27 protein-coding genes are annotated in these 26,110 nt (G+C 60.6%); 9 read left to right on the forward strand and 18 right to left on the reverse strand.

Going from position 1 to position 26,110, the window contains the following annotated elements; all coding sequences use genetic code 11:
• The 3 genes from ACTG4B_RS10460 to ACTG4B_RS10470 form a co-directional block, all read right to left on the reverse strand.
• Positions 1-253 (reverse strand): c-type cytochrome (locus tag ACTG4B_RS10460; RefSeq protein WP_439155647.1); only part of this gene is annotated, 253 nt, incomplete at its 3' end.
• Positions 254-328: 75 nt separating this feature from the next.
• Complete coding sequence (locus ACTG4B_RS10465; protein WP_439155648.1) at positions 329-970, reverse strand: DUF3047 domain-containing protein; 642 nt, start codon at positions 968-970, stop codon at positions 329-331.
• A 94-nt stretch (positions 971-1,064) separates the two neighbouring features.
• Positions 1,065-1,448 (reverse strand): c-type cytochrome, encoded by a 384-nt coding sequence (locus ACTG4B_RS10470; protein WP_439155649.1) that lies wholly within the window; start codon positions 1,446-1,448, stop codon positions 1,065-1,067.
• Positions 1,449-1,546: 98 nt separating this feature from the next.
• On the opposite strand from ACTG4B_RS10470, the gene ACTG4B_RS10475 reads away from it, so the two are divergent.
• Positions 1,547-1,981 carry a DMT family transporter gene (locus tag ACTG4B_RS10475; protein ID WP_439155692.1) on the forward strand — a complete coding sequence of 145 codons (435 nt, stop codon included), beginning with the start codon at positions 1,547-1,549 and terminating at the stop codon, positions 1,979-1,981.
• A gap of 37 nt (positions 1,982-2,018) precedes the next feature.
• On the opposite strand, the gene ACTG4B_RS10480 is transcribed toward ACTG4B_RS10475, so the two are convergent.
• The 4 genes from ACTG4B_RS10480 to proS all read right to left on the reverse strand — a co-directional run bounded on the left by ACTG4B_RS10480 (position 2,019) and on the right by proS (position 6,131).
• Positions 2,019-2,702 (reverse strand): ABC transporter ATP-binding protein, encoded by a 684-nt coding sequence (locus ACTG4B_RS10480; RefSeq protein WP_439155650.1) that lies wholly within the window; start codon positions 2,700-2,702, stop codon positions 2,019-2,021.
• Entirely contained in the window at positions 2,695-3,960 is a 1,266-nt protein-coding gene (locus ACTG4B_RS10485) for an ABC transporter permease (protein ID WP_439155651.1), read from the reverse strand. The genes ACTG4B_RS10480 and ACTG4B_RS10485 overlap by 8 nt, the downstream gene beginning before the upstream one ends.
• Positions 3,961-4,031: 71 nt before the next feature.
• Positions 4,032-4,637 (reverse strand): DUF2937 family protein, encoded by a 606-nt coding sequence (locus ACTG4B_RS10490; RefSeq protein ID WP_439155652.1) that lies wholly within the window; start codon positions 4,635-4,637, stop codon positions 4,032-4,034.
• A 153-nt stretch (positions 4,638-4,790) separates the two neighbouring features.
• A complete protein-coding gene (gene proS, locus ACTG4B_RS10495; protein WP_439155653.1) occupies positions 4,791-6,131 on the reverse strand; it encodes a proline--tRNA ligase in 1,341 nt (446 codons plus the stop codon).
• A 183-nt stretch (positions 6,132-6,314) separates the two neighbouring features.
• Here proS and ACTG4B_RS10500 point away from each other — a divergent pair, with 183 nt between their 5' ends.
• Genes ACTG4B_RS10500 through ACTG4B_RS10515 form a run of 4 tightly spaced genes read left to right on the forward strand, consistent with a single transcriptional unit; the run spans position 6,315 to position 11,866 of the window.
• Positions 6,315-7,391: an AI-2E family transporter gene (locus ACTG4B_RS10500; protein ID WP_439155654.1), complete on the forward strand. Its 1,077-nt coding sequence runs from the start codon at positions 6,315-6,317 to the stop codon at positions 7,389-7,391.
• Position 7,392: 1 nt separating this feature from the next.
• Positions 7,393-8,052 carry a chromosomal replication initiator DnaA gene (locus ACTG4B_RS10505; RefSeq protein WP_439155655.1) on the forward strand — a complete coding sequence of 220 codons (660 nt, stop codon included), beginning with the start codon at positions 7,393-7,395 and terminating at the stop codon, positions 8,050-8,052.
• A gap of 50 nt (positions 8,053-8,102) precedes the next feature.
• Complete coding sequence (locus ACTG4B_RS10510) at positions 8,103-10,274, forward strand: RNA degradosome polyphosphate kinase (RefSeq protein WP_439155656.1); 2,172 nt, start codon at positions 8,103-8,105, stop codon at positions 10,272-10,274.
• 38 nt (positions 10,275-10,312) lie between these two features.
• The gene (locus ACTG4B_RS10515) at positions 10,313-11,866 is read left to right on the forward strand and encodes a Ppx/GppA family phosphatase (RefSeq protein ID WP_439155657.1); all 1,554 of its coding nucleotides are present in this window, start codon (positions 10,313-10,315) and stop codon (positions 11,864-11,866) included.
• Here ACTG4B_RS10515 and ACTG4B_RS10520 read toward each other — a convergent pair.
• From ACTG4B_RS10520 to scpA, 6 genes are all read right to left on the reverse strand, one after another.
• Positions 11,861-12,235 (reverse strand): AAA+ family ATPase, encoded by a 375-nt coding sequence (locus tag ACTG4B_RS10520; RefSeq protein WP_439155658.1) that lies wholly within the window; start codon positions 12,233-12,235, stop codon positions 11,861-11,863. The genes ACTG4B_RS10515 and ACTG4B_RS10520 overlap by 6 nt on opposite strands.
• 36 nt (positions 12,236-12,271) lie before the next feature.
• On the reverse strand, positions 12,272-13,270 hold the full coding sequence (locus tag ACTG4B_RS10525) for an endonuclease/exonuclease/phosphatase family protein (RefSeq protein ID WP_439155659.1): 999 nt from the start codon (positions 13,268-13,270) through the stop codon (positions 12,272-12,274).
• Entirely contained in the window at positions 13,267-13,947 is a 681-nt protein-coding gene (locus ACTG4B_RS10530; protein WP_439155660.1) for a TerB family tellurite resistance protein, read from the reverse strand. Before ACTG4B_RS10530 ends, ACTG4B_RS10525 begins: the two co-directional genes overlap by 4 nt.
• Positions 13,948-13,961: 14 nt before the next feature.
• Entirely contained in the window at positions 13,962-14,429 is a 468-nt protein-coding gene (locus tag ACTG4B_RS10535; protein WP_439155661.1) for a GNAT family N-acetyltransferase, read from the reverse strand.
• Entirely contained in the window at positions 14,429-15,037 is a 609-nt protein-coding gene (locus tag ACTG4B_RS10540; protein ID WP_439155662.1) for a VOC family protein, read from the reverse strand. Before ACTG4B_RS10540 ends, ACTG4B_RS10535 begins: the two co-directional genes overlap by 1 nt.
• A gap of 152 nt (positions 15,038-15,189) precedes the next feature.
• Positions 15,190-17,316, reverse strand: coding sequence for a methylmalonyl-CoA mutase (gene scpA, locus ACTG4B_RS10545; protein ID WP_439155663.1), 2,127 nt, complete (start codon positions 17,314-17,316; stop codon positions 15,190-15,192).
• A gap of 114 nt (positions 17,317-17,430) precedes the next feature.
• Here scpA and ACTG4B_RS10550 point away from each other — a divergent pair, with 114 nt between their 5' ends.
• Complete coding sequence (locus ACTG4B_RS10550; protein WP_439155664.1) at positions 17,431-17,889, forward strand: DUF4174 domain-containing protein; 459 nt, start codon at positions 17,431-17,433, stop codon at positions 17,887-17,889.
• A gap of 4 nt (positions 17,890-17,893) precedes the next feature.
• Here the strand turns inward: ACTG4B_RS10550 and ACTG4B_RS10555 are convergent, their stop codons facing one another.
• The 4 genes from ACTG4B_RS10555 to ACTG4B_RS10570 form a co-directional block, all read right to left on the reverse strand.
• Positions 17,894-19,891, reverse strand: a complete 1,998-nt coding sequence (locus tag ACTG4B_RS10555) for an acetyl-CoA carboxylase biotin carboxylase subunit (protein ID WP_439155665.1) — start codon at positions 19,889-19,891, stop codon at positions 17,894-17,896.
• A gap of 96 nt (positions 19,892-19,987) precedes the next feature.
• On the reverse strand, positions 19,988-20,194 hold the full coding sequence (locus ACTG4B_RS10560; protein ID WP_439155666.1) for a hypothetical protein: 207 nt from the start codon (positions 20,192-20,194) through the stop codon (positions 19,988-19,990).
• A 349-nt stretch (positions 20,195-20,543) separates the two neighbouring features.
• Complete coding sequence (locus ACTG4B_RS10565; protein ID WP_439155667.1) at positions 20,544-20,912, reverse strand: hypothetical protein; 369 nt, start codon at positions 20,910-20,912, stop codon at positions 20,544-20,546.
• Positions 20,913-20,933: 21 nt separating this feature from the next.
• Positions 20,934-22,457, reverse strand: a complete 1,524-nt coding sequence (locus tag ACTG4B_RS10570; protein ID WP_439155668.1) for an acyl-CoA carboxylase subunit beta — start codon at positions 22,455-22,457, stop codon at positions 20,934-20,936.
• 192 nt (positions 22,458-22,649) lie between these two features.
• Between ACTG4B_RS10570 and ACTG4B_RS10575 the strand changes: the two genes are divergently transcribed.
• The 3 genes from ACTG4B_RS10575 to ACTG4B_RS10585 all read left to right on the forward strand — a co-directional run bounded on the left by ACTG4B_RS10575 (position 22,650) and on the right by ACTG4B_RS10585 (position 25,832).
• The gene (locus ACTG4B_RS10575; protein WP_439155669.1) at positions 22,650-23,861 is read left to right on the forward strand and encodes a multidrug effflux MFS transporter; all 1,212 of its coding nucleotides are present in this window, start codon (positions 22,650-22,652) and stop codon (positions 23,859-23,861) included.
• A gap of 51 nt (positions 23,862-23,912) precedes the next feature.
• Positions 23,913-25,313 (forward strand): helix-turn-helix domain-containing protein, encoded by a 1,401-nt coding sequence (locus ACTG4B_RS10580; RefSeq protein WP_439155670.1) that lies wholly within the window; start codon positions 23,913-23,915, stop codon positions 25,311-25,313.
• Positions 25,314-25,379: 66 nt separating this feature from the next.
• Positions 25,380-25,832 carry a CoxG family protein gene (locus ACTG4B_RS10585; RefSeq protein WP_439155671.1) on the forward strand — a complete coding sequence of 151 codons (453 nt, stop codon included), beginning with the start codon at positions 25,380-25,382 and terminating at the stop codon, positions 25,830-25,832.
• Here ACTG4B_RS10585 and ACTG4B_RS10590 read toward each other — a convergent pair whose 3' ends face one another.
• Positions 25,833-26,075 (reverse strand): YdcH family protein, encoded by a 243-nt coding sequence (locus ACTG4B_RS10590; protein WP_439155672.1) that lies wholly within the window; start codon positions 26,073-26,075, stop codon positions 25,833-25,835.
• Positions 26,076-26,110: the final 35 nt, after the last annotated feature.

Genomic DNA, 26,110 nt, shown 5'->3' on the forward strand with positions numbered 1-26,110 from the left:
TGACCAGCGGATCGCGCCCGTCAATGCGCATCACGACGCGGGTTGTGGGGAACACACCGCCGTTTCCTGCCTCGAGCTGTGTCAGGTCAGTTGGCTGCACGACCAGCGAAGGCGACATCGGCCCGTTGCCTTCGGCTGAAACCCCGTGGCAGGTCGCGCAGTAGAACCGATAGATCGCTTCGCCCCTGACCGCATCCTGCGCCGCGACCGGCCCGGCAAGGCCCAGCAGCATAATAAGACCAAGCAAACGCATCCGATCCTCCTTTGTGATGACAAGCAGAGGTTATGACCTGCCCGACCGGACCGCGTTGATGCAGATCAAACCAGCCTAGCGCAGGACAAGCCTGCCAAGTGCTGCCCGTATTGCGCTATCGGTATCGTCGCTGTCTGCCGACACGGCCAGCCCGACAAGTGCGCCCGGCGTTCCGCCAAAGGCGGCTGTATAGTCGCGGGTCAGGTCAACGTCTTCTGTGTACGCGCCGGTGCCGGCCTGCCGCAGCGCCACCGTCGCCCCCTGCCCCGCCGGGCCATAAGGTGACGGGATCACCTGACCGGGGTCATGGTTGCCGCCCCAGACATATTGCAGCACCCGCACCTGATCATTGCCCAGCAGGCTGCGGATACCCGCCCCTGCCGATGCCTCTGCCTGATCTTCGGGCAGAAAAACGAAATAAAGCGATATGTTCCGGTCATCCCCGCCCTTGCGCGCCAGATCGGTGGGTGGCACGGATTGTTCGACGCTCCAAACCCATGTCGCGGCGCGCGTGCCCCATTCGCTCTGCGCAAGCCGTGTCCAGGCCAGGGACACAGACCCATCCGACCGGATCCCCAGGTTGTCCCCGAAACTGTAATCGTTCGAGCTGAACAGTTTCAGCCGCTGTTCCGACCAGCCGTTACCAAAGGACACGGGGCCGGACAGGGCGGGGAAGGCGATCGAAACGGCAAGCAGGACGGGCAGGATCAGGCGCATGGGGGTTCCTATTTTGACACTCGGGCAGGACATAGCACCCCAGCAGCCCCGGCACATATGCCGCGGCCTTCGTTCACGTCATTGTCAGGTCGGGTTATCGCTGGATGCTTTCCAGATAATCCGTCAGTGCCAGCAGCCGTTCCGGCACAGGCGTGCCCAATCCATCCTGTTCAAAGATCACGGTTTCACCCATGTCCCCCGCCCCGAATTCCGGCATCGCCGGATTGAAATGGGCGGCCCGGTTCAGCCCGTCGATCGTGCTCATCACACGGGTGCGGGGGAACGTCCCGCCATTGCGTGCCGCGATTTGCGTCAGGTCGGGGGATACGACCGCAAGGTCACGTGCATCAGGCCCGTCCCCGCGCCCGTCCGCACCATGGCATCCGGCGCAGTCCGCCAGATACGCCGTGCGCCCGTCCACGGGGTCCTCGACACAGGCAGCCAGCCCCAAAGCGCCCAAAATGATCAAATACCGCATCAATGCCTCCTCTTGTTTTGCACTCACCCTAGCAAAGGCCGACCGGGGCCGCCATGATCCAGATTAAAAGCCGCGCAATCATTCCCAAAGGATCATCCATGCCGCATCATATCATCATCATGCTGGCCGCCGGGATCGGCGTGCCGGTGCTGGCTGCCTTGAACGCGGCACTGGGTCGCCAGATCGGATCGCCGGCAGTGGCGGCGGCGGTTCTGTTCATCGTGGCCTTTGCCGTGGCCGCTGGCACGGCCGTTGCCACCAACCCGTCGGCGGCCGCCAAACTGGCCGGCGCGCCGCGCCATCTGTTTCTGGCAGGGGTCCTGGTGGCATTCTATGTGCTGTCGATCACTTGGATCGCCCCGACGATGGGGGTGGGAAACGCAGTGTTTGTGGTGTTGCTGGGGCAGTTGATTTCGGCTGCCGCGATTGATCATTTCGGGCTGTTCACGGCGCAAGCGTCACCGCTGACCCTGACGCGCGCAGCAGGTATTGCATTGATGGCCGCAGGTGTTTTCGTCACACAGAAAGTCTGACCGCCGGATCAACCGCATCATCGGCCTGACGGTATCCCTATAGCGGCGCCAACACGCCGCCGGTCAGACGCAGCTGACGGTCCATCCTTGCGGCAAGTTCAAGATTGTGGGTCGCGATGACAGCGGCAAGCCCGGTGTCGCGCACCAGCGCCATCAGTGCGCCAAACACCCGGTCGGATGTGTCGGGGTCAAGGTTGCCGGTGGGTTCATCGGCCAGCAATAGCGTGGGTTCATTGGCCAGCGCGCGGCAAAAGGCAACGCGCTGTTGTTCGCCCCCGGACAAGGCCGCAGGCCGGTGCGATGCGCGTTCGGCGATCCCGACACGGTCCAGCAATGCCAGCGCGCGCGCCTCTGCCGCCTTTTGGCTGGCGCCATTGGCCAGTTGCGGCAGGACGATGTTTTCCAGCGCGGTAAATTCGGGCAGCAGATGATGAAACTGGTAGATAAACCCGACGGTGGCCCGCCGCACCGCAGTGCGCCTGCGGTCCGGCAGGTGGCTCATGTCTTGCCCCGCGATCCTCACCGCGCCGCTGTCGGGCGTATCCAGCAGCCCCGCGATATGCAGCAGCGTCGATTTGCCGGCACCTGATGGCGCAACCAGTGCGACAACCTCGCCCGGGGCCACGGACAGGGATGCGCCTTGCAGCACGCGGACCTCGTTGGGTTTGCCATGGTTGTAGGTTTTGGTCAGATCGCTGACCTGCAGCGTGGGGTTATTCATAGCGCAACGCCTCGACCGGGTTCATGCGGGCCGCGCGGCGGGCCGGAAATATGGTGATAATCCACGACAGGCCCAGAGACAGCGACATTGCCTTGACCACATCGACCAGCCGTAATTCGGCGGGCACGTTGTAGATACCCCTGATGGACGGGTCCCAGACGCCGCCACCGGCGACATAATTCACAAGGCTGAAAATCTGGTCGATATAAATGGCAAACAAACACCCCAGCACCACGCCCAGCGCCGTGCCCAGCGTGCCGATCCCTGCCCCGCAGATAAAGAAGATGCGCAGGATCGACCCTTCGGTCAGGCCCATGGTGCGCAGGATGCCGACATCGCGACCCTTGTTTTTCACCAGCATGATCAGCCCACTGATGATGTTCATTGACGCCACCAGCACCAGTATCGACAGGATGATGAACATCACGTTATCTTCGATCGTCAGCGCACGCAGGTAGCGGCCCACGCGGTCCTGCCAGCTATAGGCCCAAATCCCCGCCCCGGCAGCATTGGCGATATCCTGCTTCAGCTCTTCAGACCGGTTGATGTCATCCAGCCGCACCTCAAGTTCGTCCACGGCGCCATCGCGGTTAAAGATCAGCTGCGCCTGATCAAAGGGCAGATAGGCGCGGACTTCGTCGATCTGGTAACGGCCGGTGGAAAAGATGAACACGACCTCATACGCGTTGACCCGCGTGCTGCGGCCCATCGGCGTGATCGCACCCGACCGGATCGTGAATTCCACGCGGTCGCCGATCCCGACCCCCAGGTTGGCCGCCAGCGCGGACCCCAGCGCGATGCCTTCGGGTAACCTGTCGATATCGCCTATGGTGCGTTCGCTTTGCACGATGGCGTCGGATTTCTTCAGATCCTCCAGCCGTATGCCATGGATATCAGCCAGCGTATTGGTGCCAAAGGCGCTGGCCATGGATTGCCCCCGCACCAGGGGTGCAACCGATTGCACGCCTTCAATCGCCATGATCCGTTCAGCCATTGCATCGTAATCGGTGATCACCTCGCGCGGACGCATGACGGTAACATGGGCGTTCGCCCCCACGATCGTATCGATGAATTCCGCGCGAAACCCCGACCGCACCGCCAGCGTGGCAATCAGGGCGAAAACAGCCAGTGTTACGCCGACCAGACTGATCCATGTCATGACACTGACACCGCCCTCGGCGCGTTTGGCGCGGATATAGCGCCAGGCGATCATCCATTCGAATTTCGCAAAGGGGGCGGTGGTTTTCACCTCGGCCATGGCGGCTCCTGTATCAGTTTCGCGGCAAGGTGATCTGTGCGCTGGCAATGGTCAAGACGTGTGCGCACCAATTAGCGCCGGGCGCCCGCCAATCTTGGTTTGTGATCCCCGGGCGTCGCCAACAGCGTCGGTTTGTTCAAAGGTGGTTCAGGCCGCACGGCAAGTGCACGGCGGTCCTGCTTGCGGGCGCGTTTCGGGGACTTGCGAAACGGCACCCCGAGGGCCGCAAACAAGGCCGCGAACAGTCCCCACCCGCTGACAAATCCCGCCCCGGCGGTGGTGGCCCCCGCCACGCTGACCGGAACCGCAGGCGTGAAATCCGCCCAGGTCGCGCGCAAGGTCGCGGCATCGCCCATGCGGTGCGGCAGCGTCAGCCGCGCCAGCGGCCCCGCATCACGCAGCATGATCAGGCTTTCGGCCAGCCGCGCATGGCGGGCAAAGGTGCGGCGCATATCGGCCTGGCGGCTTTCCAGAAATGGTGTGCCGGTCATCTGCTCCAGCGCCTGTTCCCGCCCCAGACCGGCCGCAAGGGCAGAGGCGTCGAAGTCCTTGACGACCTCGGTCAGCGCATCGACCTGCCCCGCCAGCCGTTGCAGGTATTGCTGCGAAAATTCAGGATACTGCGACAGGCCCGCCGCACCGGACAAGCCAGCAACAAGGCAAAGCATCCGGATCATCGCAGGGCCCTTGGGCGGATCATCATCTGCGGCCTCTTCGTTTCTTTTCGGGCAGCATAACAAGGCAGATCGCAGGTGCGAACGAAAAATTGGCCAATGGGCGCCAATCCGCGCGGATCAGCGACCAGTCAAATGTTCAAAAGGGCGGGCGCGTCACGCAATCCCGTCATAGATCTGCGTGATGCGGGCGATGGCATCCTCGGGCGACATTTCCTGGCTTTCGCCGGTGCGGCGGCTGGTCAGTTCGACCACCCCGTTTTTCAAGCCGCGCGGGCCAACGGTGATGCGCCATGGCAGGCCGATCATGTCCATCGTACCGAATTTCGCCCCGGCGCGTTCGTCGCGATCATCATAAAGCGGTTCCAGCCCAAGCGCTGTCAGCGACGCATAAAGCGCCTCGCAGGCGGCATCGGTTTCGGCATCACCCTGACGCATGTTCAGGATACCACAATGGAACGGGGTCACGCCTTCGGGCCAGATGATGCCCTTGTCGTCGTGGCTTGCCTCGATGATCGCACCGACAAGACGCGACACGCCAATGCCGTGGCTGCCCATATGCACAGGCACCTTGCCGCCCTGGCCATCATCGACCAGCGCGCCCATCGCCTCGGAGTACTTGGTGCCGAAGTAGAATATCTGGCCCACCTCGATCCCGCGCGCGGTGCGGCGACGGTCAGCGGGCACATCGTTGAACACGGCCTCATCATGGGTTTCATCCGTGCGGGCATAGCGGCTGGTGAATTCATCCAGCACGGCGGCACAGGCAGAGTGATCGTCATAATCAATCTGACGGTCGCCGAATTTCAGATCGGTGATTTCGCTGTCATAGAACACCTCTGATTCGCCGGTATCGGCCAGCACAAGGAATTCATGCGTATCGTCGCCCCCGATCGGGCCGCTGTCCGCACGCATCGGGATCGCCTGCAGGCCAAGCCGTTCATAAGTGCGCAGATAGCTGACCAGATGGCGGTTATAGGCGTGCAGCGCGTCCTCTTTGGTCAGGTCGAAGTTGTAGCCGTCCTTCATATAGAATTCGCGGCCCCGCATGACGCCAAAGCGCGGGCGCACCTCGTCCCGGAATTTCCACTGTATCTGATAGAGCGTTAGCGGAAGATCCTTATAGCTGCTGACATGGGCGCGAAAGATATCTGTGACCAGTTCCTCGGCCGTCGGGGTATACAGCATGTCACGCCCGCCCCGGTCGGTAATGCGCAGCATTTCTTCGCCGTAGGCATCATAACGCCCGCTTTCGCGCCAAAGGTCGGCCGACTGGATCGTCGGCATCTGGATCGCGATATGACCCGCGCGGGCCTGTTCCTGATGCACGATGTCTTCAATCTTGCGCAACACCTTGAACCCCAGCGGCAGCCAGGAATAAATGCCGGCGCTGGCCTGCTTGATCATGCCGGCCTGCAACATGTAGCGGTGGCTGACGATCTGCGCCTCGCGCGGAGTTTCTTTCAGAACGGGCAGGAAATAGCGGCTGAGACGCATCGGACAGACCTTTTGATCAACTATGGTTTTGCATCCGTGTAGGGTGCCGTTTGCGGCGTGGCAAGCCAAAGCCAATGCCCCCACGCTGCGAACTGCCTGGCAGCCAGACTGCTAAATAATGCGCTGCACTTGCACAAAGCCGCGCCATACCGCATTTATCGTGCAGGAAAACAAGGATCCGGCATGGCACTTCCCGTTCGCGAACAAGCCAAATACTGGGGCATCGCCACAGCCGTCTTTTTGATCGTCCTGTGGTTTCTGGGCGATGTGATCCTGCCGTTCGTGCTGGGCGGGGCGATAGCCTATTGCCTTGATCCCATCGCGGACCGGCTGGAAAAGCTCGGGTTCAGCCGCACCGTGTCGGTGGCGATCATCACGCTTGTGACGATTGTTGTCTTTGTTGTGCTGATCCTGCTGGTGATCCCGACACTGGTGCAACAGACCACCCAACTGATCAACACCGCGCCAGAGCTGTTCAGCCGACTGCAAAGCGGTCTGACCGACCGTTTCCCGGCGCTGGTGGACGCCGACAGCACGATCCGCCAGCAGCTTCTCAAGATCGGGGAAACCATCCAGTCCAAGGGGGGCGAGCTGCTGAACAGCGTGCTCAGCTCCGCATTGGGGCTACTGAACATCCTAGTGCTGCTGATCATCGTGCCGGTCGTGGCGTTCTATCTGTTGCTGGACTGGGACAACATGACCGCGCGCATCGACGATCTGTTGCCGCGCGACCATGCCCCTGCGGTCCGGCAACTCGCGCGGGAAATAAACGATACGCTTGCCAGCTTCATCCGGGGGCAAGGCACTGTCTGCGTTGTCCTGGGCACATATTATGCCATCGCGCTGATGATCGCGGGGCTGAATTTCGGTCTGATCGTCGGGTTTATTGCCGGCTTGATCACATTCATCCCCTATGTTGGCGCATTGGTTGGCGGCATCCTGGCCGTGGGGCTGGCCCTGTTCCAGTTCTGGGGTGGGGTGGACGGCACCGACTGGCTGCGCATCGGGATCGTTGCGGCGATCTTTGGCCTTGGTCAGTTTCTGGAAGGCAACATCCTGACCCCCAAACTTGTGGGCGGGTCGGTCGGGTTGCACCCGGTATGGCTGTTGTTTGCATTGTCGGTCTTTGGGTCGCTGTTCGGCTTTGTAGGGATGCTGGTGGCGGTTCCGGTCGCGGCCATGATCGGTGTCGTCACGCGCTATGGCGTGACACGTTACAAGCAAAGCCGCCTTTATCGCGGTCTGTCGACAGACGACTGACATGGCGGATCAGCTTTCCTTTGACTGGCCAACCGGCGTTGCCCTTGGCCCCGATGATTTCTTTGTCGCCGAGGCAAACGCACAAACCTATGCGATGCTGACAAACCCAGCGGGCTGGCCCGATCGCAAGCTGGTCATCATCGGGCCAAAGGGGTGTGGCAAAAGCCACCTTGCGCGGATTTTCAGGGCGCAAACCGGTGGCATGATCCTGCATGCTGCCGCAATGACCGCCGATTTTCAGACAGACGCCACCTGTGTGATCATCGAGGACATGGCACATCTGCCCCGCCACGCAGAAGAGGCGATGTTCCATCTGCACAACCATCTGCGCCACACCGGCGGCACACTGTTGATGACCGCCCGCACAGCGCCCAGCCGCTGGCCCATCGCCCTGCCTGATCTGGCCAGCCGGATGCAGGCCACCACGCTGACCCGAATCGAGAACCCCGATGACGCCCTGTTGCAGGCGCTGATCATGAAACTGTTTGCAGATCGCCAGATCATGCCAAAACCGGCGCTGGTCAATTATCTGACGCCCCGGATCGAACGGTCCTTTGCGGCGGCCGCTGACATCGTGGACAGGCTGGATGCCGCCGCATTGGCACAAGGGCGCAAGATCAATCAGGCCCTCGCCGCCGATTTGCTGGACAACAGCGGCTGACACCGCGATAGTTGTCACACAACCGCAACAATCGCGGTGCAAAAGGCCTCATGAACACAGCAAATTTTCTTGAAGGGGCGTTTCCGGCCCCGACCGCACTCGACATCGACACCGCCACGCCCGCGCGGTTCTTCAACCGCGAGCTGAGCTGGCTGGGGTTCAACTGGCGCGTGCTGGAAGAGGCCGAGAACTTGCGCGTGCCGCTGCTGGAACGGCTGCGGTTCCTGTCGATTTCCGCTACCAATCTGGATGAATTCTATACCGTGCGGGTCGCAGGCCTGCGCGAACTGGCCAATGCCGGCAACACATCGCCGGGACTTGACGGGCTGACGCCGGCCGAACAACTGGTGATGATCAATGAAAACGCGCGCCAGCTGATGAGCCGCCAGCAAGAGGTATTCAACGCCTTGCAGGCCGAGATGGCGGAAAACGGTATCCACATTCTGACCCGTGACGCGCTGAGCAAGGATGACATTGCCTATCTGGAAGACGTGTTCATCGAACAGGTATTCCCGGTGCTGTCGCCGCTGGCCATCGATCCCGCGCATCCCTTTCCGTTTCTGCCCAACGAAGGGTTCGCGCTGGCGCTGCAACTGGAACGGCCCAGCGACAAACGCCAGTTGCGGTCGCTCTTGCCGGTGCCCGCGCAGATCGACCGGTTTGTCCCGCTGCCGTCCGGCGATGGCGATCAGCGTTTCCTGCCGTTGGAGGAACTATTGCAGTTGCACATCACGCGGCTTTTCCCCGGCTACAAGATCAAGGGCAGCTGTGCGTTCAAGGTTTTACGCGACAGTGACCTCGAACTGGAAGATGAAGCCGAAGACCTAGTGCGCGAATTCGAGGTGGCCCTGAAACGGCGCCGCCGGGGCGAGGTCGTGCGCCTGAAACTGTCCGCCGGGGCGCCACCCGCCCTGAAATCCCTGATCATGCACGAACTGCACGTGACCGAAGACACAGTGGTCGAGGTGGACGGGCTGATCGGCATCGCCGATCTGGGCGAATTGGTGCTGGACAACCGCCCCGATCTATTGTGGCCCCCGTTTGCGCCGCGCGTCCCCGAACGTGTGCAGGACCACGACGGTGACATGTTCGCCGCGATCCGGCAAAAAGACATGCTGCTGCACCACCCTTATGAAACCTTTGACATGGTCGTGCGGTTTCTGACGCAGGCGGCGCGCGATCCCAATGTGGTCGCGATCAAGCAGACGCTTTACCGCACATCGAAACGCTCGCCCATTGTCGAAGCGTTGTGCGAAGCCGCCGAAGACGGCAAATCTGTCACCGCATTGGTCGAACTCAAGGCGCGGTTCGACGAAGCCGCAAATATACGGCAGTCGCGGCGGCTGGAACGGGCGGGCGCGCATGTGGTCTACGGCTTCATGCAGTATAAAACCCACGCCAAGATCAGCACCGTGGTCCGCCGCGAGGATGACAAGCTGGTCACCTATACCCATTTCGGCACCGGCAACTATCACCCGATCACGGCACGGATTTATACGGACCTGAGCCTGTTCACCTGTGATGCCAGCCTTGGCCGGGATGCGACCAAGGTGTTCAACTACCTGTCCGGCTATGCCCAGCCCGAGGGTTTGGAAAACCTCGCGATTTCGCCCATCAGCCTGAAACAGACCCTGCTGGACCGAATCGCGACCGAGGCCGCACACGCCCGCGACGGCAAGCCGGCGATGATCTGGGCCAAGATGAATTCGCTGGTCGAACCGGATGTGATCGACGCGCTTTATGCCGCGTCGCAGGATGGTGTCAAAATCAGCCTTGTGATCCGTGGCATCTGCGGGTTGCGCCCCGGTGTTGCGGGCCTGTCGGAAAACATCCGCGTCAAATCCATCGTCGGGCGGTTTCTGGAACATTCCCGGATCGTCTGTTTTGGCAATGGTCATACGCTCCCATCCAAAAAGTCCAAGGTTTATATCAGCTCTGCCGACTGGATGGGGCGCAACCTGAACCGCCGGGTTGAAACGCTTGTCGAAATCACGAACGCGACCGTCAAGGCCCAGATCGTCAGTCAGGTCATGGCGGCGAACATGGCTGACGTGGCGCAAAGCTGGGTGATGGCCGCAGACGGCAGTTTTACCCGTGCCACGATCCCCGAAGGTGAATTCGCCTTTAATTGCCACCGCTTTTTCATGGAAAATCCGTCGCTGTCGGGGCGCGGGTCGGCGGGCGCATCTGATGTTCCGCAATTGACCCACACGGATGATTGACCGATACCGGGGTCGGCGGGGCGACAAACGGGGATCACATGACGCAGCAACCAGACCCTGACACAATTGACTGGGGGCCTTTCGGACGTCCTTTGTTTGATGGCGATGCCGCGCGCGGGCTAAGCCGGGTTGGCGTGATCGACGTGGGCTCAAACTCTGTTCGCTTGGTGGTGTTCGATGGCGCGGCGCGGTCGCCCGCCTATTTCTACAACGAAAAGATCATGTGTGGATTGGGGGCAGGTCTGTCGCAGACAGGTCATCTGAACAGCGAAGGTCGCAAACGCGCCCTGTCGGCGATCCGGCGGTTCGCCGCCCTCGCCGAAGGGATGAGCATCCCCCCCCTGACCGCCGTCGCCACCGCCGCCGTGCGCGAGGCCAGCGACGGGCAGGAATTTCGCGATGAGGTCTTGCGTGAAACAGGCATCAAGCTGTGGGTCATCGACGGCAAGGAAGAGGCACGATTATCCGCCCAGGGCGTGCTTTTGGGTTGGCCGGGCAGTTACGGGCTGGTCTGCGACATCGGCGGATCGTCGATGGAACTGGCCGACCTGGCCGACGGGCGCGTGGGCCAGCGGGTGACATCGGCGCTGGGTCCGCTGAAACTGCGCGAGATCAAGGGCGGCAAAAAGGCCGTAAAGGCCTATGTGCGTGAAACCATGGCGCAGTTGCACGCCGATATGGGCCATGAAACAGGGATGCGCCTGTTTCTTGTGGGCGGATCATGGCGAGCGATTGCGCGCATCGACATGGAACGGCGCAATTACCCGCTGACGGTCCTGCACGAATATCGCATGTCATCGCGGCGCATTTCAAAAACCGCCGAATATATCCGCACCTCCGACCTGCAGGACCTGCGCGCGCGCTGCAACATATCCGACAGTCGCATGTCGCTGGTGCCGCTGGCATCCATCGTTTTGCAGGAACTGATGCGCACCTTCAAACCCAAGGATGTGGCGGTGTCATCCTATGGCATCCGCGAGGGGATGCTGTATGAACAGATGCCCCGCGAATTGCGCGAACGCGACCCGCTGGTCGAGGCCTGCCGTTTTGCCGAGGCAAAGGACGCTCGGCTGCCCGGCTTTGGCCGGGTGCTGTATGATTTTGTCAAACCCCTGTTTCCGCGTGCCAACTGGCAACGCAAGCGGATCATCAAGGCCGCCTGCCTGCTGCATGACGTCAGCTGGCGCGCCCATCCCGATTACCGCGCCGAAGTGACATTCGACAACGCGACCCGCGCCAATCTGGGCGGGTTGAAGCATTATGAACGGGTGCTGTTGGGGCTGGCGCTGATGAACCGCTACACCAACAAACCCGACGGATCGCGCTACGAGGCGCTGTTCGCGATGCTGAATCCCGACCAGATCAAAGAGGCCGAAGTGCTGGGCAAGGCAATGCGTCTGGGGGCCATGCTGTGGCTGAACGCCGATGAACAGCCCGGCACCCTGCAATGGAGCGCCAGACACCGCACATTGACGCTGACGCTGACCGAACACGCACGCCCGCTTTATGGCGAGGTAGCCGAATCGCGCTTTGCCGCACTTGCGGGCGCGCTTGATGCGACGGGCACCGTGAAATTCAGGAAAACGCTATAGCTCGATTGCTTCGCTTGCATCATCGGGAACCCAGATCGGTGCGTCGGGCCTGCGACGGATGATGATATCGCCATTGGGCAGAAACTCTGGCGCCTGATAATGGCGCAGGTCATCGACCTCTTCCAGCAATTCGGCAAGGGCGGGTCCGATGTCGCGGACAAATCCAGCAAACGCCGGCCCCATCTGTTCAAGCGTGTCGCGCAATTCGTCCATTTTCGGTTCAATTTCGGACATCAGGCCGCGCATCAGCATCCTTGCACCTTCTTCCATCAGGCTGAAACCTTCCTCGACCTCTGTATCGCTGTCCTGCGCGTTGGCAGGGCTGACACAAAGACCAAGGGCAAGGATCATGGCAACAAGGCGTTTCATGTGTTCAGTATACGCGGCCCGAGCTGCAAACCCAAATCACAAATCAATGTCCAGAACGACCGGGAAATGATCTGACGCCAGCAAAAGCGCCGCGCGCAAGTGCAGGTTGGCAAATATATCCGGATGATCGAAAGGGTGCCATATCTGCCATTTCGGGTTTCTGGTGCGCAAGCCGGGCGAAATCATGACATAATCCAGCAAGGCCGACAGATAGGGTTCACCCTTGCGCTTGAACCGCGCCGTCGCGGGTTGCGCCCCGACCCGGCGCCCCAGCACCATTTGCGCATGCGGGTCGAAAAGCCGGATTTCGTCTTCGGCACCCAGCACGATTTCGACACCGGAGCGACCGAACAGATTTTCGTATTCATCCAGCCCCGGACCATCGTTGAAATCGCCCAGCACGATCAGATCGTCGCCCGCGGCAAGATGCTGTGCCACGCGCCCCCGCAACCAGACGCATTGCGCCATCTGCTTGCGCCGGTTTTCGATGGCGACCCGTTTGATCGCATCCGGGTTGGTGACACCATGCGGCGCCTTTGATTTGGCATGAACCCCGATCAGGCGCAGCGCGCCGTTGGGCGTAGTGACCGCCACTTCCAGCGGGGGTTTGGACCAGCGGATCACCTCTGGTGTGGCGTCCACGTCCACATCCATTCGGAACTTTGCATCGAACCGGGGAAATTCAGGTGTTTCCAGAGGATCATGCACCGCAGTGATGACGTCAGGATCATAAAGCAGGGTGATTTCCTGCTGGGTCTGGTTGTGGAACCCGGTCAGCGCCTTGCGTGCCCGCAGCCCGCACCAAGCCGCAAAGTATTCCAGCGCCTGTTCCCCGTCGCGTTTGCGGCTGGTATCGGGGGCCTCGATCACCATGACCGCGTCGGCGTCCATCGCGGTAAACACCCCGCCCAGCGCTTCTGTCTGCTGGGCGCGGGTCACATCCCAGCGGCCAGACCAGCCGCCGTCATCCAGCAAAACCCCATCATCATCAAACAGGTTGTTGAACCATTCCACGTTATAGGTGGCGATCCTCATGCGGCCTGGTCCTGGATTTCCTCCCAGGCGCGGTTGATGGCAACCAGCCGCCGTTCGGCCAGTTTGATCGCTTCTTTGGGAACGCCACGTGCCATCATCTGATCGGGGTGGGTTTCGCGAACCAGTTTTCGCCAAGCCGTGCGAATGTCAGGCAAAGGCGCATCGGGCGAAACACCAAGCACGTCATAAGGATCACGCGTGGCATCATCGACAAAGCGGGACCGGACACCGCGAAACTGGCTTTCGCTCAGACCGAATATCCCGGCGACTTCTTGCAGGAATGCATCCTCTTTGGGGTGATAGTCACCATCGGCCATTGCGATATGAAACAGCCCCTCGAGAAGGTCGCAAAGCGGGGCGGCGTCATCACTAAACATTGCCTTGATCCGCTGGGCGTAGATATCAAAGCCCGCAACATCCTGCCGGGCCAGATTGAACACGCGCGCTGCGTTCGCCTCTTCCTCGGGGGGGATCAGGAACACCTCGCGAAAGGCGATGACCTCGTCTCGGGTGACGGTGCCGTCGGCCTTGGCCATCTTGGCACCAAGCGCGATGACGGCGATCGCGAAACCGACGGTCCGGTCAGGTCGTGCACGCAATTTGTCAAAGACGGCCGACAGTGGCTCGCCCTTGGCCAGGGCGGCGATTGCTTCGGCCATCCGTGACCAGATCGACATCGCGCGTTCCTTTGTCAGAGCCGTTTTTGCATCAACACCAGATCAATCCAGCGCCCGAACTTGAACCCTACCTCGGGCAGGGTTGCAACCGTCACAAAGCCCAAAGCGGCATGAAATCGCACAGCTCCGGGGTTTTCCGCGCTGCACCCCGCAAACATTGTATGCATGCCCGCGTCCCTGGCATCGGCGCAAAGGGCCGCCATCAACGCCCGCCCGCCGCCGCGCGCCTGCGCTGTGTCGGCCAGCATGATCGTGTGTTCCGCAGTATGGCGATAGCCTGCGCCACCGCGAAACTGGAAATAGCGGGCAAAACCAAGCAACCGGTCGTGGTCTTCCCAGATCAGACAGGCATTTTCCGTCAGATCGGCGACTTCGCTTGCGGTTTTTTCAACCGGGTTGAAGGTGATCGTCGTCTCGCGGATGGCATGGTTCCAGATTGCGGCGATCGCGGGTGCATCGTCGCGGCACGCGGGCCGGATCATCACAGGGACCGCACGCCGCTGGGCGTGTCAAATGTGGCGCTGAACCCTGCCGGCCCGGTCTGAAAGACAATGCGCGGATCGGTCAACGACAGCATGGATTGCACCTGCGTGGCCTGTGGATGGGTCACGACAAATTCGGTCAGCCGACAACCGCTGTCAGGCAACCTGTCCGCCGGATGACGCGTGTGTGCGGCCCATTCCATCAGCGTCGGATAGGCGCCGCCAAAGGGCAGCGTGCCGTCTTCGGGGACCGTGATCTGCCAGTTCAGATCGCCGCGCTGCAACCCATGCGCGCGACCGACAGCAGGCGGAGCCGCCGCGACAACCGCATCCAGATCAGTCGTGCGGCAAATCCAGTTTGCCAGCCGTGGCGGGCCGGTGAAATCATCCAGCCCGAACCAGCGTCTGCCGTCAAAGGGCGCTGCATCAGGATCGGGCGCGATCACCTCGAGATATATTCCGTCCGCCAGACCCAAAAGCATGTTATGCGTGCCAAAGCGGTCATGCCGGCCACCCGGTTGCAGCGGCACGCCCAACTGCGCCGCGACCCATTTGGTGCCCCTATCCAAGTCGGCACAGCCGACAGCGAGATGGTCAAGATGCAGCATCGGATTGCTTTTGCCAGAAAAATTCAAACTGACATCTACAAAATCCGCAAACCCGTCACAATGCAAGCTGATCCGCACAAGAGCGGCTTTCTGCGAAAACCGCTGCCTCCGGCGGGGATATTTATGCTCGGAAGAAGCGGGTGCGGAGGTTTCTAGCTGCGGGCGTTCCTGATCAGTTTCAGGATATCCTGGGCGGCCTCGGGGATATTTGTGCCGGGGCCAAAGATGGCCTTGACGCCACTGTCGTACAGAAATTGGTAATCCTGCTGGGGGATCACGCCGCCGCAGATGACAAGGATGTCACCCGCCCCTGCATCGCGCAGCGCCTGCACCAGCTTGGGTGCGAGCGTTTTATGCCCTGCCGCCTGTGAACTGATCCCGATGACATGCACATCGTTGTCGATGGCGTCCTGTGCGGCCTCTTGCGGTGTCTGGAAAAGGGGGCCGACGTCGACGTCGAACCCGATATCGGCAAAGGCCGTGGCAATCACCTTGGCGCCGCGATCATGCCCGTCCTGCCCCATCTTGACCACAAGCATGCGCGGGCGGCGCCCTTCGTCTTTGGCGAATTGTTCGACGCTGCGCTGGATTTCAGCGAAACCTGCGTCGCCCTCGTATGCGGCACCATAGACCCCGGCGAGCGTTTTCACCTCGGCGCGATGCCGTCCGAATGCTTTTTCCATGGCCATGCTGATTTCTCCGACTGTGGCGCGCGCGCGGGCGGCTTCGACCGCCGCTTCCAGAAGGTTACCGCCTTCGTTTGCGCGGCGGGTGATTTCGGTCAACGCCGCATCACAGGCCGCATCGTCGCGTGCCGCCTTGGTCGCGCTGATACGTATGATCTGGCCCTCGCGCACGGCGTTATTGTCGATATCGAGGATATCGATCGGGTCTTCCTTATCCTTGCGATACTTGTTCACGCCGACGATCACCTCCGTGCCGCGGTCGATGTCGGCCTGACGGCGGGCGGCGGTTTCCTCGATCCGGAGCTTGGGCATACCAGACGCCACAGCCTTGGTCATGCCGCCCATTTCCTCGACCTCCTCGATCAGCGCCCATGCCGCCTCGGCCAATTCGTGCGTCAGACTTTCGACGTAATAGGACCCTGCAAGGGGATCGACGACATGCGTGATCCCGGTTTCCTCTTGCAGGATCAACTGGGTGTTTCGGGCGATGCGGGCGGAATGTTCAGTCGGCAGGCCGATCGCCTCGTCCAGCGAATTGGTGTGCAGCGACTGCGTGCCGCCCAGCACCGCGCTCATCGCCTCGTAGGCGGTACGCACGACGTTGTTGTAAGGGTCCTGTTCGGCAAGACTGACACCGCTGGTCTGGCAATGGGTGCGCAGCATCGACGATTTGGGGTCCTTGGGATTGAATTCCGCCATGATCCGCGACCACAGCAGACGCGCGGCGCGCAGTTTCGCGGCCTCCATAAAGAAATTCATGCCGATGGCGAAAAAGAAACTTAGCCGTCCGGCAAAGCGATCCACATCCATGCCTCGCGCAATGGCGGCACGCACGTATTCGCGCCCGTCAGCCAGCGTATAGGCCAATTCCTGCACCAGGTTCGCGCCCGCCTCTTGCATATGATAGCCGCTGATGCTGATCGAATTGAACCGCGGCATTTCGTTCGTGGTGTATTCGATGATATCCGCGATGATCCGCATCGACGGTTCTGGTGGATAGACATAGGTATTGCGGACCATGAATTCCTTGAGGATATCGTTCTGGATCGTGCCGGATAGCAGTTTGCGGTCATGCCCCTGTTCTTCGCCCGCGACGATGAAGTTGGCGAGGATGGGAATGACCGCGCCGTTCATCGTCATCGACACGCTGACCTGATCCAGTGGAATGCCGTCAAACAGGATTTTCATGTCTTCCACACTGTCGATGGCGACACCGGCCTTGCCAACATCACCTTCGACGCGGGGGTGATCGCTGTCATAGCCACGGTGCGTGGCCAGATCGAAGGCAACGGAAACGCCCTGCTGGCCCGCAGCCAGCGCGCGGCGGTAAAAGGCATTCGATTCCTCGGCCGTGGAAAACCCCGCATATTGCCGGATGGTCCATGGCCGGCCCGCATACATCGTGGCCTTGACGCCACGTGTAAATGGCGCTGAACCGGGTACACCACCCATATGAGGCAGCCCGGCGGTATCTTCGGCCGTGTAAAGCGGCTTGACCTTGATCCCTTCCAGAGTGTCCCACGTCAGCGCATCCAGCGGCTTGCCGCGCAGTTCCTTTGCCGCAATCTCTTCCCATGTTTTCTTGTCGGTCATTTGACCCTCCAAACGGTTGGCTGGTGGAACAACACGAGATTGTTCATACAAAAGTGCAGTTGCCCCTTAGCTTTTCGGTGCAGCGCAGCTATATCCAAATACATGAAAGTCTTGATGAACATCGCCGCCGCCGCCGTCTGGTTCGGGGCCCTTGCCGCAAACGCGCAGGAAGCAACCACATATGAGTTGTGGGAGGCAGACCCGACGCGTGTATTTGATAGCACAGACGTGCAGCTGGACGAACTGCAATGGCGGGTACGCCCGCTGGTCGTCTTTGCCGACACGCCGAATGATCCGCGCTTTGTCCAGCAGATGGATCTGCTGTTTGCGCGCATCGATGAGTTGGCGGAACGTGATGTGATGGTGGTCACCGATACCGATCCGGACGCCATGTCGGACGTGCGCACCGCATTGCGCCCGCGCGGTTTCATGTTGGCTCTGGTGGCCAAGGATGGCACCGTCGCCTTTCGCAAGCCCAGCCCATGGGACGTGCGCGAGATTACACGTTCCATCGACAAGATGCCCCTGCGCCAACAAGAGGTCGAGGACCGGCGCGCGCCCAATATTCGCTGAGCGTTCATTCGAACTCCATGATCACGTCATCGACCGCGAGGCTGTCACCCGCGTCCGCGTTGACCTTTTTGACAATACCCTTGCGTTCGGCGCGCAGGATATTTTCCATCTTCATCGCCTCGACCGTGCAGAGCGCCTGACCTTCCTGCACCTCGTCGCCTTCGGCCACGTTGACCTTTACGATCAGGCCGGGCATCGGGCAAAGCAACGATTTGGACGTATCGGGGGGCAATTTTTCGGGCATCAGCGCCGCCAATTCCGCCTGACGCGGCGTGCGCACATGCACCTTCAGGTCCGCACCCCGATACCGGACGCGGAATCCACCGGAAATCTTGCCCACCTTCAGCACCAGCGGGTCCCCATCGACGGACAAGCGCGCAAGCGGATCGCCCGGTGTCCAGTCGCTTTCGACGCGCAAAGTGCTGCCATTGATCTGCACATCCGCGCCGCCTTTGTCGGCGGTGATCACAACCGCATGTGACGCACCTTGCAGGCTCACGACCCAATCTTCGCCCACATGACGTTCGTGGTTGTCCATGCGACCTGAAATACGCGCACGGCGAATTTCGGCAACCCGGTGCATTGCGGCGGCAGCAGCGGCGATGCGGGTGCAGGTGACATCCGGCAGCGTAACGCCGTCAAAGCCATCGGGAAATTCTTCCTCGATGAAGGCGGTCGTCATGGTGCCGGCGATGAATTTTGGGTGATCATAGACTGCGGCCAGGAACGGCAGGTTATGCCCGATCCCTTCCAACTCGAACCCGTCCAGCGCAAGGCGCATTTCCTCGATCGCCGTTGCCCGGTCGGGGGCCCATGTGCACAGCTTGGCGATCATCGGATCGTAATACATGCTGATCTCGCCGCCTTCGAAAACGCCGGTATCATTGCGCACGGCGCGCACTGGCGTTGCCTCTTCCAGCGGCGGGCGATAGCGGCTCAGCCGCCCGATCGAGGGCAGGAACCCGCGATAGGGGTCTTCGGCATAAAGACGGCTTTCCATGGCCCAGCCGTTGATTTTCAGGTCACCTTGCGCAAAGGTTAGCTTTTCCCCTGCCGCGACGCGGATCATCTGTTCGACCAGATCAATGCCGGTGATCAGTTCGGTCACCGGGTGTTCCACCTGCAACCGCGTGTTCATTTCCAGAAAAAAGAAATTCCGGTTGCCGTCCACGATGAATTCCACCGTGCCCGCACTTGTGTAGCCAACCGCCTGCGCCAGCGCGACAGATTGTTCGCCCATCGCCTTGCGCGTTTCCGCGTCAAGGAACGGGCTGGGCGCCTCTTCCACGACCTTTTGATTGCGGCGCTGGATCGAACATTCGCGTTCATGCAGGTAAACCGCATTGCCGTGGCTGTCGGCCAGCACCTGAATTTCGATGTGGCGCGGCTGCGTCACGAACTTTTCAATAAATATCCGGTCATCGCCAAAGCTGCTTGCGGCTTCGTTCTTGGAACTTTGGAAACCCTCGCGGGCTTCCTCGTCATTCCAGGCGATGCGCATACCCTTGCCACCGCCGCCCGCGCTGGCCTTGATCATCACCGGATAGCCGATTTCGTTCGAAATCGTCACGGCCTCGTCTGCGTCGGCAATCAGGCCCATGTAGCCGGGCACGGTCGATACATTCGCCTCTTGTGCCAGCTTTTTCGAGGTGATCTTGTCGCCCATCGCCTCGATTGCGCCCTTGGGCGGGCCGATGAATGCAACACCGGCAGCCGCCAGCGCCTCGGCGAATTTGGCGTTTTCGGACAGGAAACCGTAACCGGGATGCACGGCCTCGGCCCCTGTCGCCTTTATGGCATCCATCACCTTGTCGATGACGATATAGGACTGGTTGGCAGGCGCGGGGCCGATATGCACCGCCTCGTCCGCCATCTTGACATGCAACGCATTGCGGTCGGCGTCGGAATAGATCGCCACCGTCTTGATGCCCATCTTGCGGGCTGTCTTGATCACACGGCAGGCGATTTCGCCGCGGTTGGCGATAAGTATTTTCTTGAACATCAGTTTTTGTCCCCAAAACGCAAAACCGCCGCAAGGGGATAGCCCCTGCGGCGGTTGAAGTGATTACAATACGCCCCAGGGGCGCGTCTGTTCAGCCTAGCGGCAGCCGTTGATGCCCGCGTCGTCGCACAGCACGCCAGCGGCAGCACCGGCAAGGATGGACCCTGTGCGGTCCGTGCCAAGGACTTCGGATGCGACAAAGCCTGCACCAGCGCCCGCCACGCCGCGTTCCACGTCGCCTTCAAGGCAACCGGCCAGTCCGAACATGGCAACAACGGCCAGGATGAGTGATTTTTTTTGCATGATGTATCGCCTACTGTTTGTATAATGGATGCGCCGGAATAAACGCCAACGGTCCCACCATTCATAGCCAGACCGACGTGATATCCAATAGCAGATGTCGATCCAGTCGCTCGCACCCGCGAAAAACCGCCATAAAAGAGGACCGGCCGCCCCCGAAAAGGGGCACGCCGGTCTGGGGAAGGGTAACATTGTGGACAAGGCGCAGCAGGCCGTTTGCAGGTCTTTCGTGCGCCGAGGTCGATGTTGCCGGATTTCGCCCGCACTGCATAGATGGGGGCGCGCCGAAGCCCGAAATTGGCATAAACCTGCCCAAATCGCAGCACCACCGGCATATCAGTCGCCTGCGGCATTATGCTTGATCCCAGTTGATATCAGGGAAGGTGACGCGGGCCACATCCACATTGATCCGCAGCAACGCCTCATAGCTGGCCGGGTCGAACGGGTCTTCGGCCGGGATCACCTCGCGGCTGAACAGCCAGCCAAGCCGCCCTGCATCCAGATTACCGCGCACGAAGGGTTCAGTTCCGAAATGGTCCCACAGCGCCTGCATGAACCCCGCATCGGCGCGCTTGTCGGGCGGGCGGCGGTCGGGATAGCGGGTGCGCGCGACAAGCGGTGTCGCACCGTCCTTGTTGGCGCGCCGCAGCACGAACTGAAAATCCGTCCCTGGCAAACGGCCCGGAAAGCCACGATGTTTTTCCATGTATGGCAAAGCCATGTCAGATCTACCCTTGCCGCATCACAGCGGAATGTTGTCGTGTTTTTTCCACGGGTTCTGCAACTGCTTGCTGCGCAGCGATGCAAAGGCCCGACAGATCCGCTTGCGCGTGGAATGGGGCATGATCACCTCGTCGATGAACCCCTTTTCGGCGGCGACAAACGGGTTGGCGAAACGGTCTTCATATTCCTTGGTCCGCTCGGCGATTTCTTCGGCGGTTTTGCCACGATAGATGATCTCGGTCGCGCCCTTGGCGCCCATCACGGCGATTTCCGCAGTCGGCCAGGCATAGTTGAAGTCACCGCGCAGGTGTTTGGACGCCATCACGTCATAAGCGCCACCATAGGCCTTGCGGGTGATCACAGTAACCTTGGGCACGGTCGCTTCGCCATAGGCGAACAACAGCTTTGCGCCGTGTTTGATGACGCCGCCATATTCCTGCCCGGTGCCGGGCAGGAAGCCGGGCACATCAACCAGCGTCAGGATCGGAATTTCAAAGGCATCGCAGAACCGCACGAAACGCGCAGCCTTGCGCGAACTGTCGATATCCAGACACCCCGCCAGCACCATGGGCTGGTTGGCGACAACACCCACAGTTGACCCTTCCAGCCGGATGAAACCGGTCAGGATGTTCTTGGCGAAATCTTCCTGAATTTCGTAAAAATCACTTTCATCAGCCAGTTTATGGATCAACTCTTTCATGTCGTAGGGGGTATTGGCGTTGTCCGGGATCAGTGTATCAAGGCTGTCCTCTATCCGGTTCACGTTGTCGAAAAAGGGCCGGACAGGCGGTTTTTGCCGATTGTTCAGCGGCAGGAAATCGACAAGACGCCGCACCTCTGCCAGCGCCTCGACATCATTGTCGAACGCGCCGTCAGCCACGGATGATTTGCGGGTATGGGTCGAGGCACCGCCCAGTTCCTCGGCAGTCACCACCTCGTTGGTGACGGTTTTCACCACGTCGGGACCAGTCACGAACATATAGCTGCTGTCTTTGACCATGAAGATGAAATCGGTCATGGCGGGGGAATATACAGCACCACCGGCGCAAGGCCCCATGATGACACTGATCTGCGGCACGACACCGGAGGCCATGATGTTGCGCTGAAACACTTCGGCATAACCTGCAAGGCTGGCGACACCTTCCTGAATGCGCGCACCACCTGAATCGTTGATCCCGATCACGGGCGCGCCGTTCTGCATCGCCATATCCATGATCTTGCAGATCTTCTGCGCATGGGTTTCCGACAGTGACCCGCCAAAGACAGTGAAATCCTGTGAAAACACATAAACCATGCGGCCATTGACCGTGCCCCAGCCGGTGACAACGCCGTCACCCGCAGGCCGGTCTGTCTCCATGCCGAAATCGGTGCAGCGGTGCGCCACGAACATGTCGAATTCCTCGAACGATCCATCGTCAAGCAACAGTTCAATCCGCTCGCGCGCGGTCAGCTTGCCCTTGGCATGCTGTGCTGCGATGCGGCGTTCACCTCCACCCATACGGGCCGTGTTGCGACGGTGTTCAAGTTCGTCCAAGACATCCATGCGGATACTCCCCCCTGCTTTTATCCACTCTGTGTAGCAGTTTATGGCCGCATGAGAAGCATTGACTGGGATATTTGCAAAGATTGCGGTTTGCAAATATTGATATTCGCAAATCTGCAAATACCCCAACTGCAGACTGACTGTGCAGCCATGCCAATGGACACCCCCAACGGGCGGGCGTAAAGCTTGGGCATGACAACCATGCCCTCTGTCCGCTTCCTGGACCGCACCACACCGCCGCATCTTTTGACCCTTGTCCTGCTGACGGGGGTTGCCGCGCTGAACATGTCGATCTTCCTGCCGTCGCTGGCGGCGATGGCTGTTTATTTCGATACCGATTATGCCGTTATCCAGATCGCGCTGTCCGGCTATCTGGCAACAACAGCAGTGTTGCAGATATTCGTCGGACCGATATCCGACAGGTTCGGACGGCGGCGGGTCGTGTTGATCTCGCTTGGGATATTCATCATCGCCAGCATCGGTGCATTGTTCAGCCAAAATGTAACGGCGTTCTTGTTTTTCCGTATGCTGCAAGCCACCGTCGCATCGGCCATGGTGCTGAGCAGGGCCATCGTGCGCGACATCGTCGATCAGGACAAAGCCGCATCCATGATCGGCTATGTCACCATGGGTATGGCGCTGGTGCCGCTGGTCGGCCCGATGATCGGTGGCGCCTTGGCCGAGGTGTTTGACTGGCGCGCCACATTCGTCTTCCTGACCCTTGTGGGCATCGGCGTTTTCATCCTGTGCTACATGGATCAGGGCGAAACCGTCGTCGGCAGCGGCACCAGCTTTGCCGAACAGGTCCGCACCTATCCCGAATTGTTCGTCTCACCCCGGTTCTGGGGTTATGCGCTGTGTGCTGCATTCGCGTCAGGGGCGTTTTTCGCGCTGCTGGGCGGCGCATCATTCGTGGCCAGCAACATCTTTGGCCTGTCCCTGTTCTGGAGCGGTTTTGCATTGGGTGCGCCCGCCGTCGGCTATGCCCTCGGCAATTTCTTTTCGGGGCGCTATTCCAGCCGTTTCGGGATCAACAGGATGGCAATTATCGGCACCGTCGTCGTTATCGTCGGGCTGGGCACGTCGACAGCACTTACACTGGCGGGCGTGGATCATGCGGTGCTGTTCTTTGGTTTTTGCACCCTCTTGGGGCTGGGCAACGGATTGACGATGCCCAATGTCTCTGCGGGGCTGATCTCTGTCCGGCCACATCTGGCCGGCACTGCCAGTGGATTGGGTGGCGCAATCATGATCGGCGGCGGTGCCGGGCTGTCGCAGATAGCGGGCGGGATCCTGACCGTGGAAACCGGCACATTGCCGCTGCAACTGCTGATGCTGACAGTGTCCGCCCTGGCGCTGGTGTCAGTGCTGTTTGTGATCTGGCGGGAAAAACGCATCGGTTGACGCGCGCTTTGCAGCGGCTAATCATGGTCCGCAAAACTGCAAAGGTGCGCGATGGCGATCCAGAAACTTTATGCCGGGGCCAAGCTGCGTGAATTACGTGGGCGGTTGGCGCTGACACAAAAGGATTTCGCAGGCAAGCTGGGCGTCTCGCTGCCCTATCTCAACCAGATGGAAAACAACAACCGGCCCGTGTCCACATCCGTCGTGTTGGGGCTGGCGCAGGAATTCGGCTTTGACGTGACCGAGTTACAGGCGGGCGACGAGGCGCGCCTTGTCAGTGACATGCGCGAGGCCTTGGCCGATCCTGTGTTTACCGGCTCTGCCCCTGCGCTGGCTGATCTGCGGTTGGCGGCATCGAATGCCCCCGCGCTGGCGCGTGCATTCCTGGACTTGCACGCATCCTATCGGCAAACCCACGAACGCCTGGCATCACTGGACGAGGCATTGGGCCGCGAAGATGCCCGCCTGCAACCCAGCCCATGGGAAGAAGTCCGCGATTTTTTCCACTATTGCGACAATTACATAGATGCGGTGGACCGCAGTGCCGAACGTTTTGCAGCACAGCGCAAGCCCGATGAGGCAATGGCCGATGCAGCCGTCCGCACCCTTGCTGCCCGCCAGATCACCACCCTCATTGGCGACAGCGATGCGGTGCGCCGGTTCGATCCGGCAGCGAAAACGCTGACCATTTCGCGCCATGCCGCCCCGGCCACGCAAACCTTTCAACTGCTGTTGCAGGTCGCGCTGATCACGCAGGGGCAATTGCTGGATGCCACGCTGGATCTGGCGCGTTTCCAGTCGGACGAGGCCCGCAGCATCGCCCGCGTCGGGCTGGCCAATTATTTCGCGGGTGCCGCGCTGATGCCCTATGGCCCGTTTCTGGCCGCCGCACAGGACACCCGGCACGATCTGGAATTGCTGGCGACGCGCTTTGGCGCATCGCTGGAACAGGTGGCGCACCGTCTGTCGACGCTGCAACGGCCGGGCGCCAAGGGGATTCCGTTCTTTTTTGTCCGTGTCGATCAGGCCGGCACGATCACCAAACGGCATTCCGCCACGACCCTGCAATTCGCCCGCTATGGCGGGGCCTGCCCGCTTTGGAACGTCCATCAGGCGTTTGAACTGCCCGGCCAATTCCTGCGGCAACTGGCTGAAACACCGGACGGGGCGCGGTATTTCTGCCTTGCCCGCGATGTCAGCAAATCCGGCGGGGCCTATAATGCGCCCACCCGGCGCTATGCCATCGGGCTGGGCTGCGAGGTTCGCCATGCCGCCGCGCTGGTCTATGCCGACCATATGGATGCCGGCGCCCCTTCGGCCTATGCGCCCATCGGAATCTCCTGCCGTATCTGCGAAAGACGCGACTGCCACCAACGATCGGTGCCGCCGCTGGAAAGGCAGTTGCGTGTCGATCCCGACCGGCGCGGCATGCTGCCCTATCAGCTGGATTGATATTCGTGATTGCCAAGCGCGGATGCATGGCCGACCATTGGCCGCAAGCTTAAGGAAGGGAACACAATGGAATTATCCGGCACACGGGTCATCGCCGCGGATCGCGCAACAGTCTGGGCGCATCTGAACGACGCCGAAACACTGCGCGCCTGCATCCCCGGCTGTCAGGAACTGGCCGGATCACACGAAGACGGATTCGAGGCCGTGGTGAAACAAAAGGTCGGACCAGTGTCAGCCACCTTCAAGGGCGCGGTCACGCTGGAAAACGTGAACGCCCCCGAAAGTTACACCCTTGTCGGTGAAGGCAAGGGCGGTGTCGCCGGTTTTGCCAAGGGGCGCGCCGATGTCAGCCTGACCGAAGTCGCCGAAGGCACCGAGTTGACGTATTCGGTCGACGCCAAGGTGGGCGGCAAACTTGCGCAACTGGGCAGCCGGATCGTGGGCGGTTTTGCCCGCAAGATGGCTGACCAGTTCTTTGAACGGTTTCAAGACACCGTCGAAGGCAAGGAGACCGCCTGATCAGGCGGCGTCGCGCAGCAGCGCGGCAATCTCGTCCTTGAGTGCAAGACGTTGCTTGCGCATTTCCGCCATGTGCAGATCGTCGGTCGGTTCGACATCGGTCTCGGCCCGGTGGATGGCGCGATTGACGGTGTGATACTCTTCGGACAGTTTTGCAAAATGCGGATCTGTTTCCTTTAGGCGATGCAATGTGGCGGCATGTTCGGGGAATTCCTCGTGCAGTTCATGTGGTGTGTGCGACATCTGAATGGTCCTTTCGTCGTCTGTCGCGTCACACT

This window comes from Yoonia sp., assembly GCF_965660735.1.
Classification (GTDB): Bacteria; Pseudomonadota; Alphaproteobacteria; order Rhodobacterales; family Rhodobacteraceae; genus Yoonia.

Bases quoted from the DNA above. Each gene is read 5' to 3' on its own strand.
- ACTG4B_RS10475 (WP_439155692.1), top strand. From the start codon at position 1,547: ATGCCGCATCATATCATCATCATGCTGGCCGCCGGGATCGGCGTGCCG.
- ACTG4B_RS10485 (WP_439155651.1), bottom strand. From the start codon at position 3,960: ATGGCCGAGGTGAAAACCACCGCCCCCTTTGCGAAATTCGAATGGATG.
- ACTG4B_RS10500 (WP_439155654.1), top strand. From the start codon at position 6,315: ATGGCACTTCCCGTTCGCGAACAAGCCAAATACTGGGGCATCGCCACA.
- proS (WP_439155653.1), bottom strand. From the start codon at position 6,131: ATGCGTCTCAGCCGCTATTTCCTGCCCGTTCTGAAAGAAACTCCGCGC.
- ACTG4B_RS10555 (WP_439155665.1), bottom strand. From the start codon at position 19,891: ATGTTCAAGAAAATACTTATCGCCAACCGCGGCGAAATCGCCTGCCGT.
- ACTG4B_RS10510 (WP_439155656.1), top strand. From the start codon at position 8,103: ATGAACACAGCAAATTTTCTTGAAGGGGCGTTTCCGGCCCCGACCGCA.
- ACTG4B_RS10560 (WP_439155666.1), bottom strand. From the start codon at position 20,194: ATGCAAAAAAAATCACTCATCCTGGCCGTTGTTGCCATGTTCGGACTG.
- ACTG4B_RS10515 (WP_439155657.1), top strand. From the start codon at position 10,313: ATGACGCAGCAACCAGACCCTGACACAATTGACTGGGGGCCTTTCGGA.
- ACTG4B_RS10505 (WP_439155655.1), top strand. From the start codon at position 7,393: ATGGCGGATCAGCTTTCCTTTGACTGGCCAACCGGCGTTGCCCTTGGC.
- ACTG4B_RS10590 (WP_439155672.1), bottom strand. From the start codon at position 26,075: ATGTCGCACACACCACATGAACTGCACGAGGAATTCCCCGAACATGCC.
- ACTG4B_RS10550 (WP_439155664.1), top strand. From the start codon at position 17,431: ATGAACATCGCCGCCGCCGCCGTCTGGTTCGGGGCCCTTGCCGCAAAC.
- ACTG4B_RS10520 (WP_439155658.1), bottom strand. From the start codon at position 12,235: ATGAAACGCCTTGTTGCCATGATCCTTGCCCTTGGTCTTTGTGTCAGC.
- scpA (WP_439155663.1), bottom strand. From the start codon at position 17,316: ATGACCGACAAGAAAACATGGGAAGAGATTGCGGCAAAGGAACTGCGC.
- ACTG4B_RS10570 (WP_439155668.1), bottom strand. From the start codon at position 22,457: ATGGATGTCTTGGACGAACTTGAACACCGTCGCAACACGGCCCGTATG.
- ACTG4B_RS10575 (WP_439155669.1), top strand. From the start codon at position 22,650: ATGACAACCATGCCCTCTGTCCGCTTCCTGGACCGCACCACACCGCCG.
- ACTG4B_RS10480 (WP_439155650.1), bottom strand. From the start codon at position 2,702: ATGAATAACCCCACGCTGCAGGTCAGCGATCTGACCAAAACCTACAAC.
- ACTG4B_RS10585 (WP_439155671.1), top strand. From the start codon at position 25,380: ATGGAATTATCCGGCACACGGGTCATCGCCGCGGATCGCGCAACAGTC.
- ACTG4B_RS10530 (WP_439155660.1), bottom strand. From the start codon at position 13,947: ATGTCGATCTGGTCACGGATGGCCGAAGCAATCGCCGCCCTGGCCAAG.
- ACTG4B_RS10535 (WP_439155661.1), bottom strand. From the start codon at position 14,429: ATGATCCGGCCCGCGTGCCGCGACGATGCACCCGCGATCGCCGCAATC.
- ACTG4B_RS10470 (WP_439155649.1), bottom strand. From the start codon at position 1,448: ATGCGGTATTTGATCATTTTGGGCGCTTTGGGGCTGGCTGCCTGTGTC.
- ACTG4B_RS10540 (WP_439155662.1), bottom strand. From the start codon at position 15,037: ATGCTGCATCTTGACCATCTCGCTGTCGGCTGTGCCGACTTGGATAGG.
- ACTG4B_RS10490 (WP_439155652.1), bottom strand. From the start codon at position 4,637: ATGATCCGGATGCTTTGCCTTGTTGCTGGCTTGTCCGGTGCGGCGGGC.
- ACTG4B_RS10465 (WP_439155648.1), bottom strand. From the start codon at position 970: ATGCGCCTGATCCTGCCCGTCCTGCTTGCCGTTTCGATCGCCTTCCCC.
- ACTG4B_RS10580 (WP_439155670.1), top strand. From the start codon at position 23,913: ATGGCGATCCAGAAACTTTATGCCGGGGCCAAGCTGCGTGAATTACGT.
- ACTG4B_RS10525 (WP_439155659.1), bottom strand. From the start codon at position 13,270: ATGAGGATCGCCACCTATAACGTGGAATGGTTCAACAACCTGTTTGAT.
- ACTG4B_RS10565 (WP_439155667.1), bottom strand. From the start codon at position 20,912: ATGGCTTTGCCATACATGGAAAAACATCGTGGCTTTCCGGGCCGTTTG.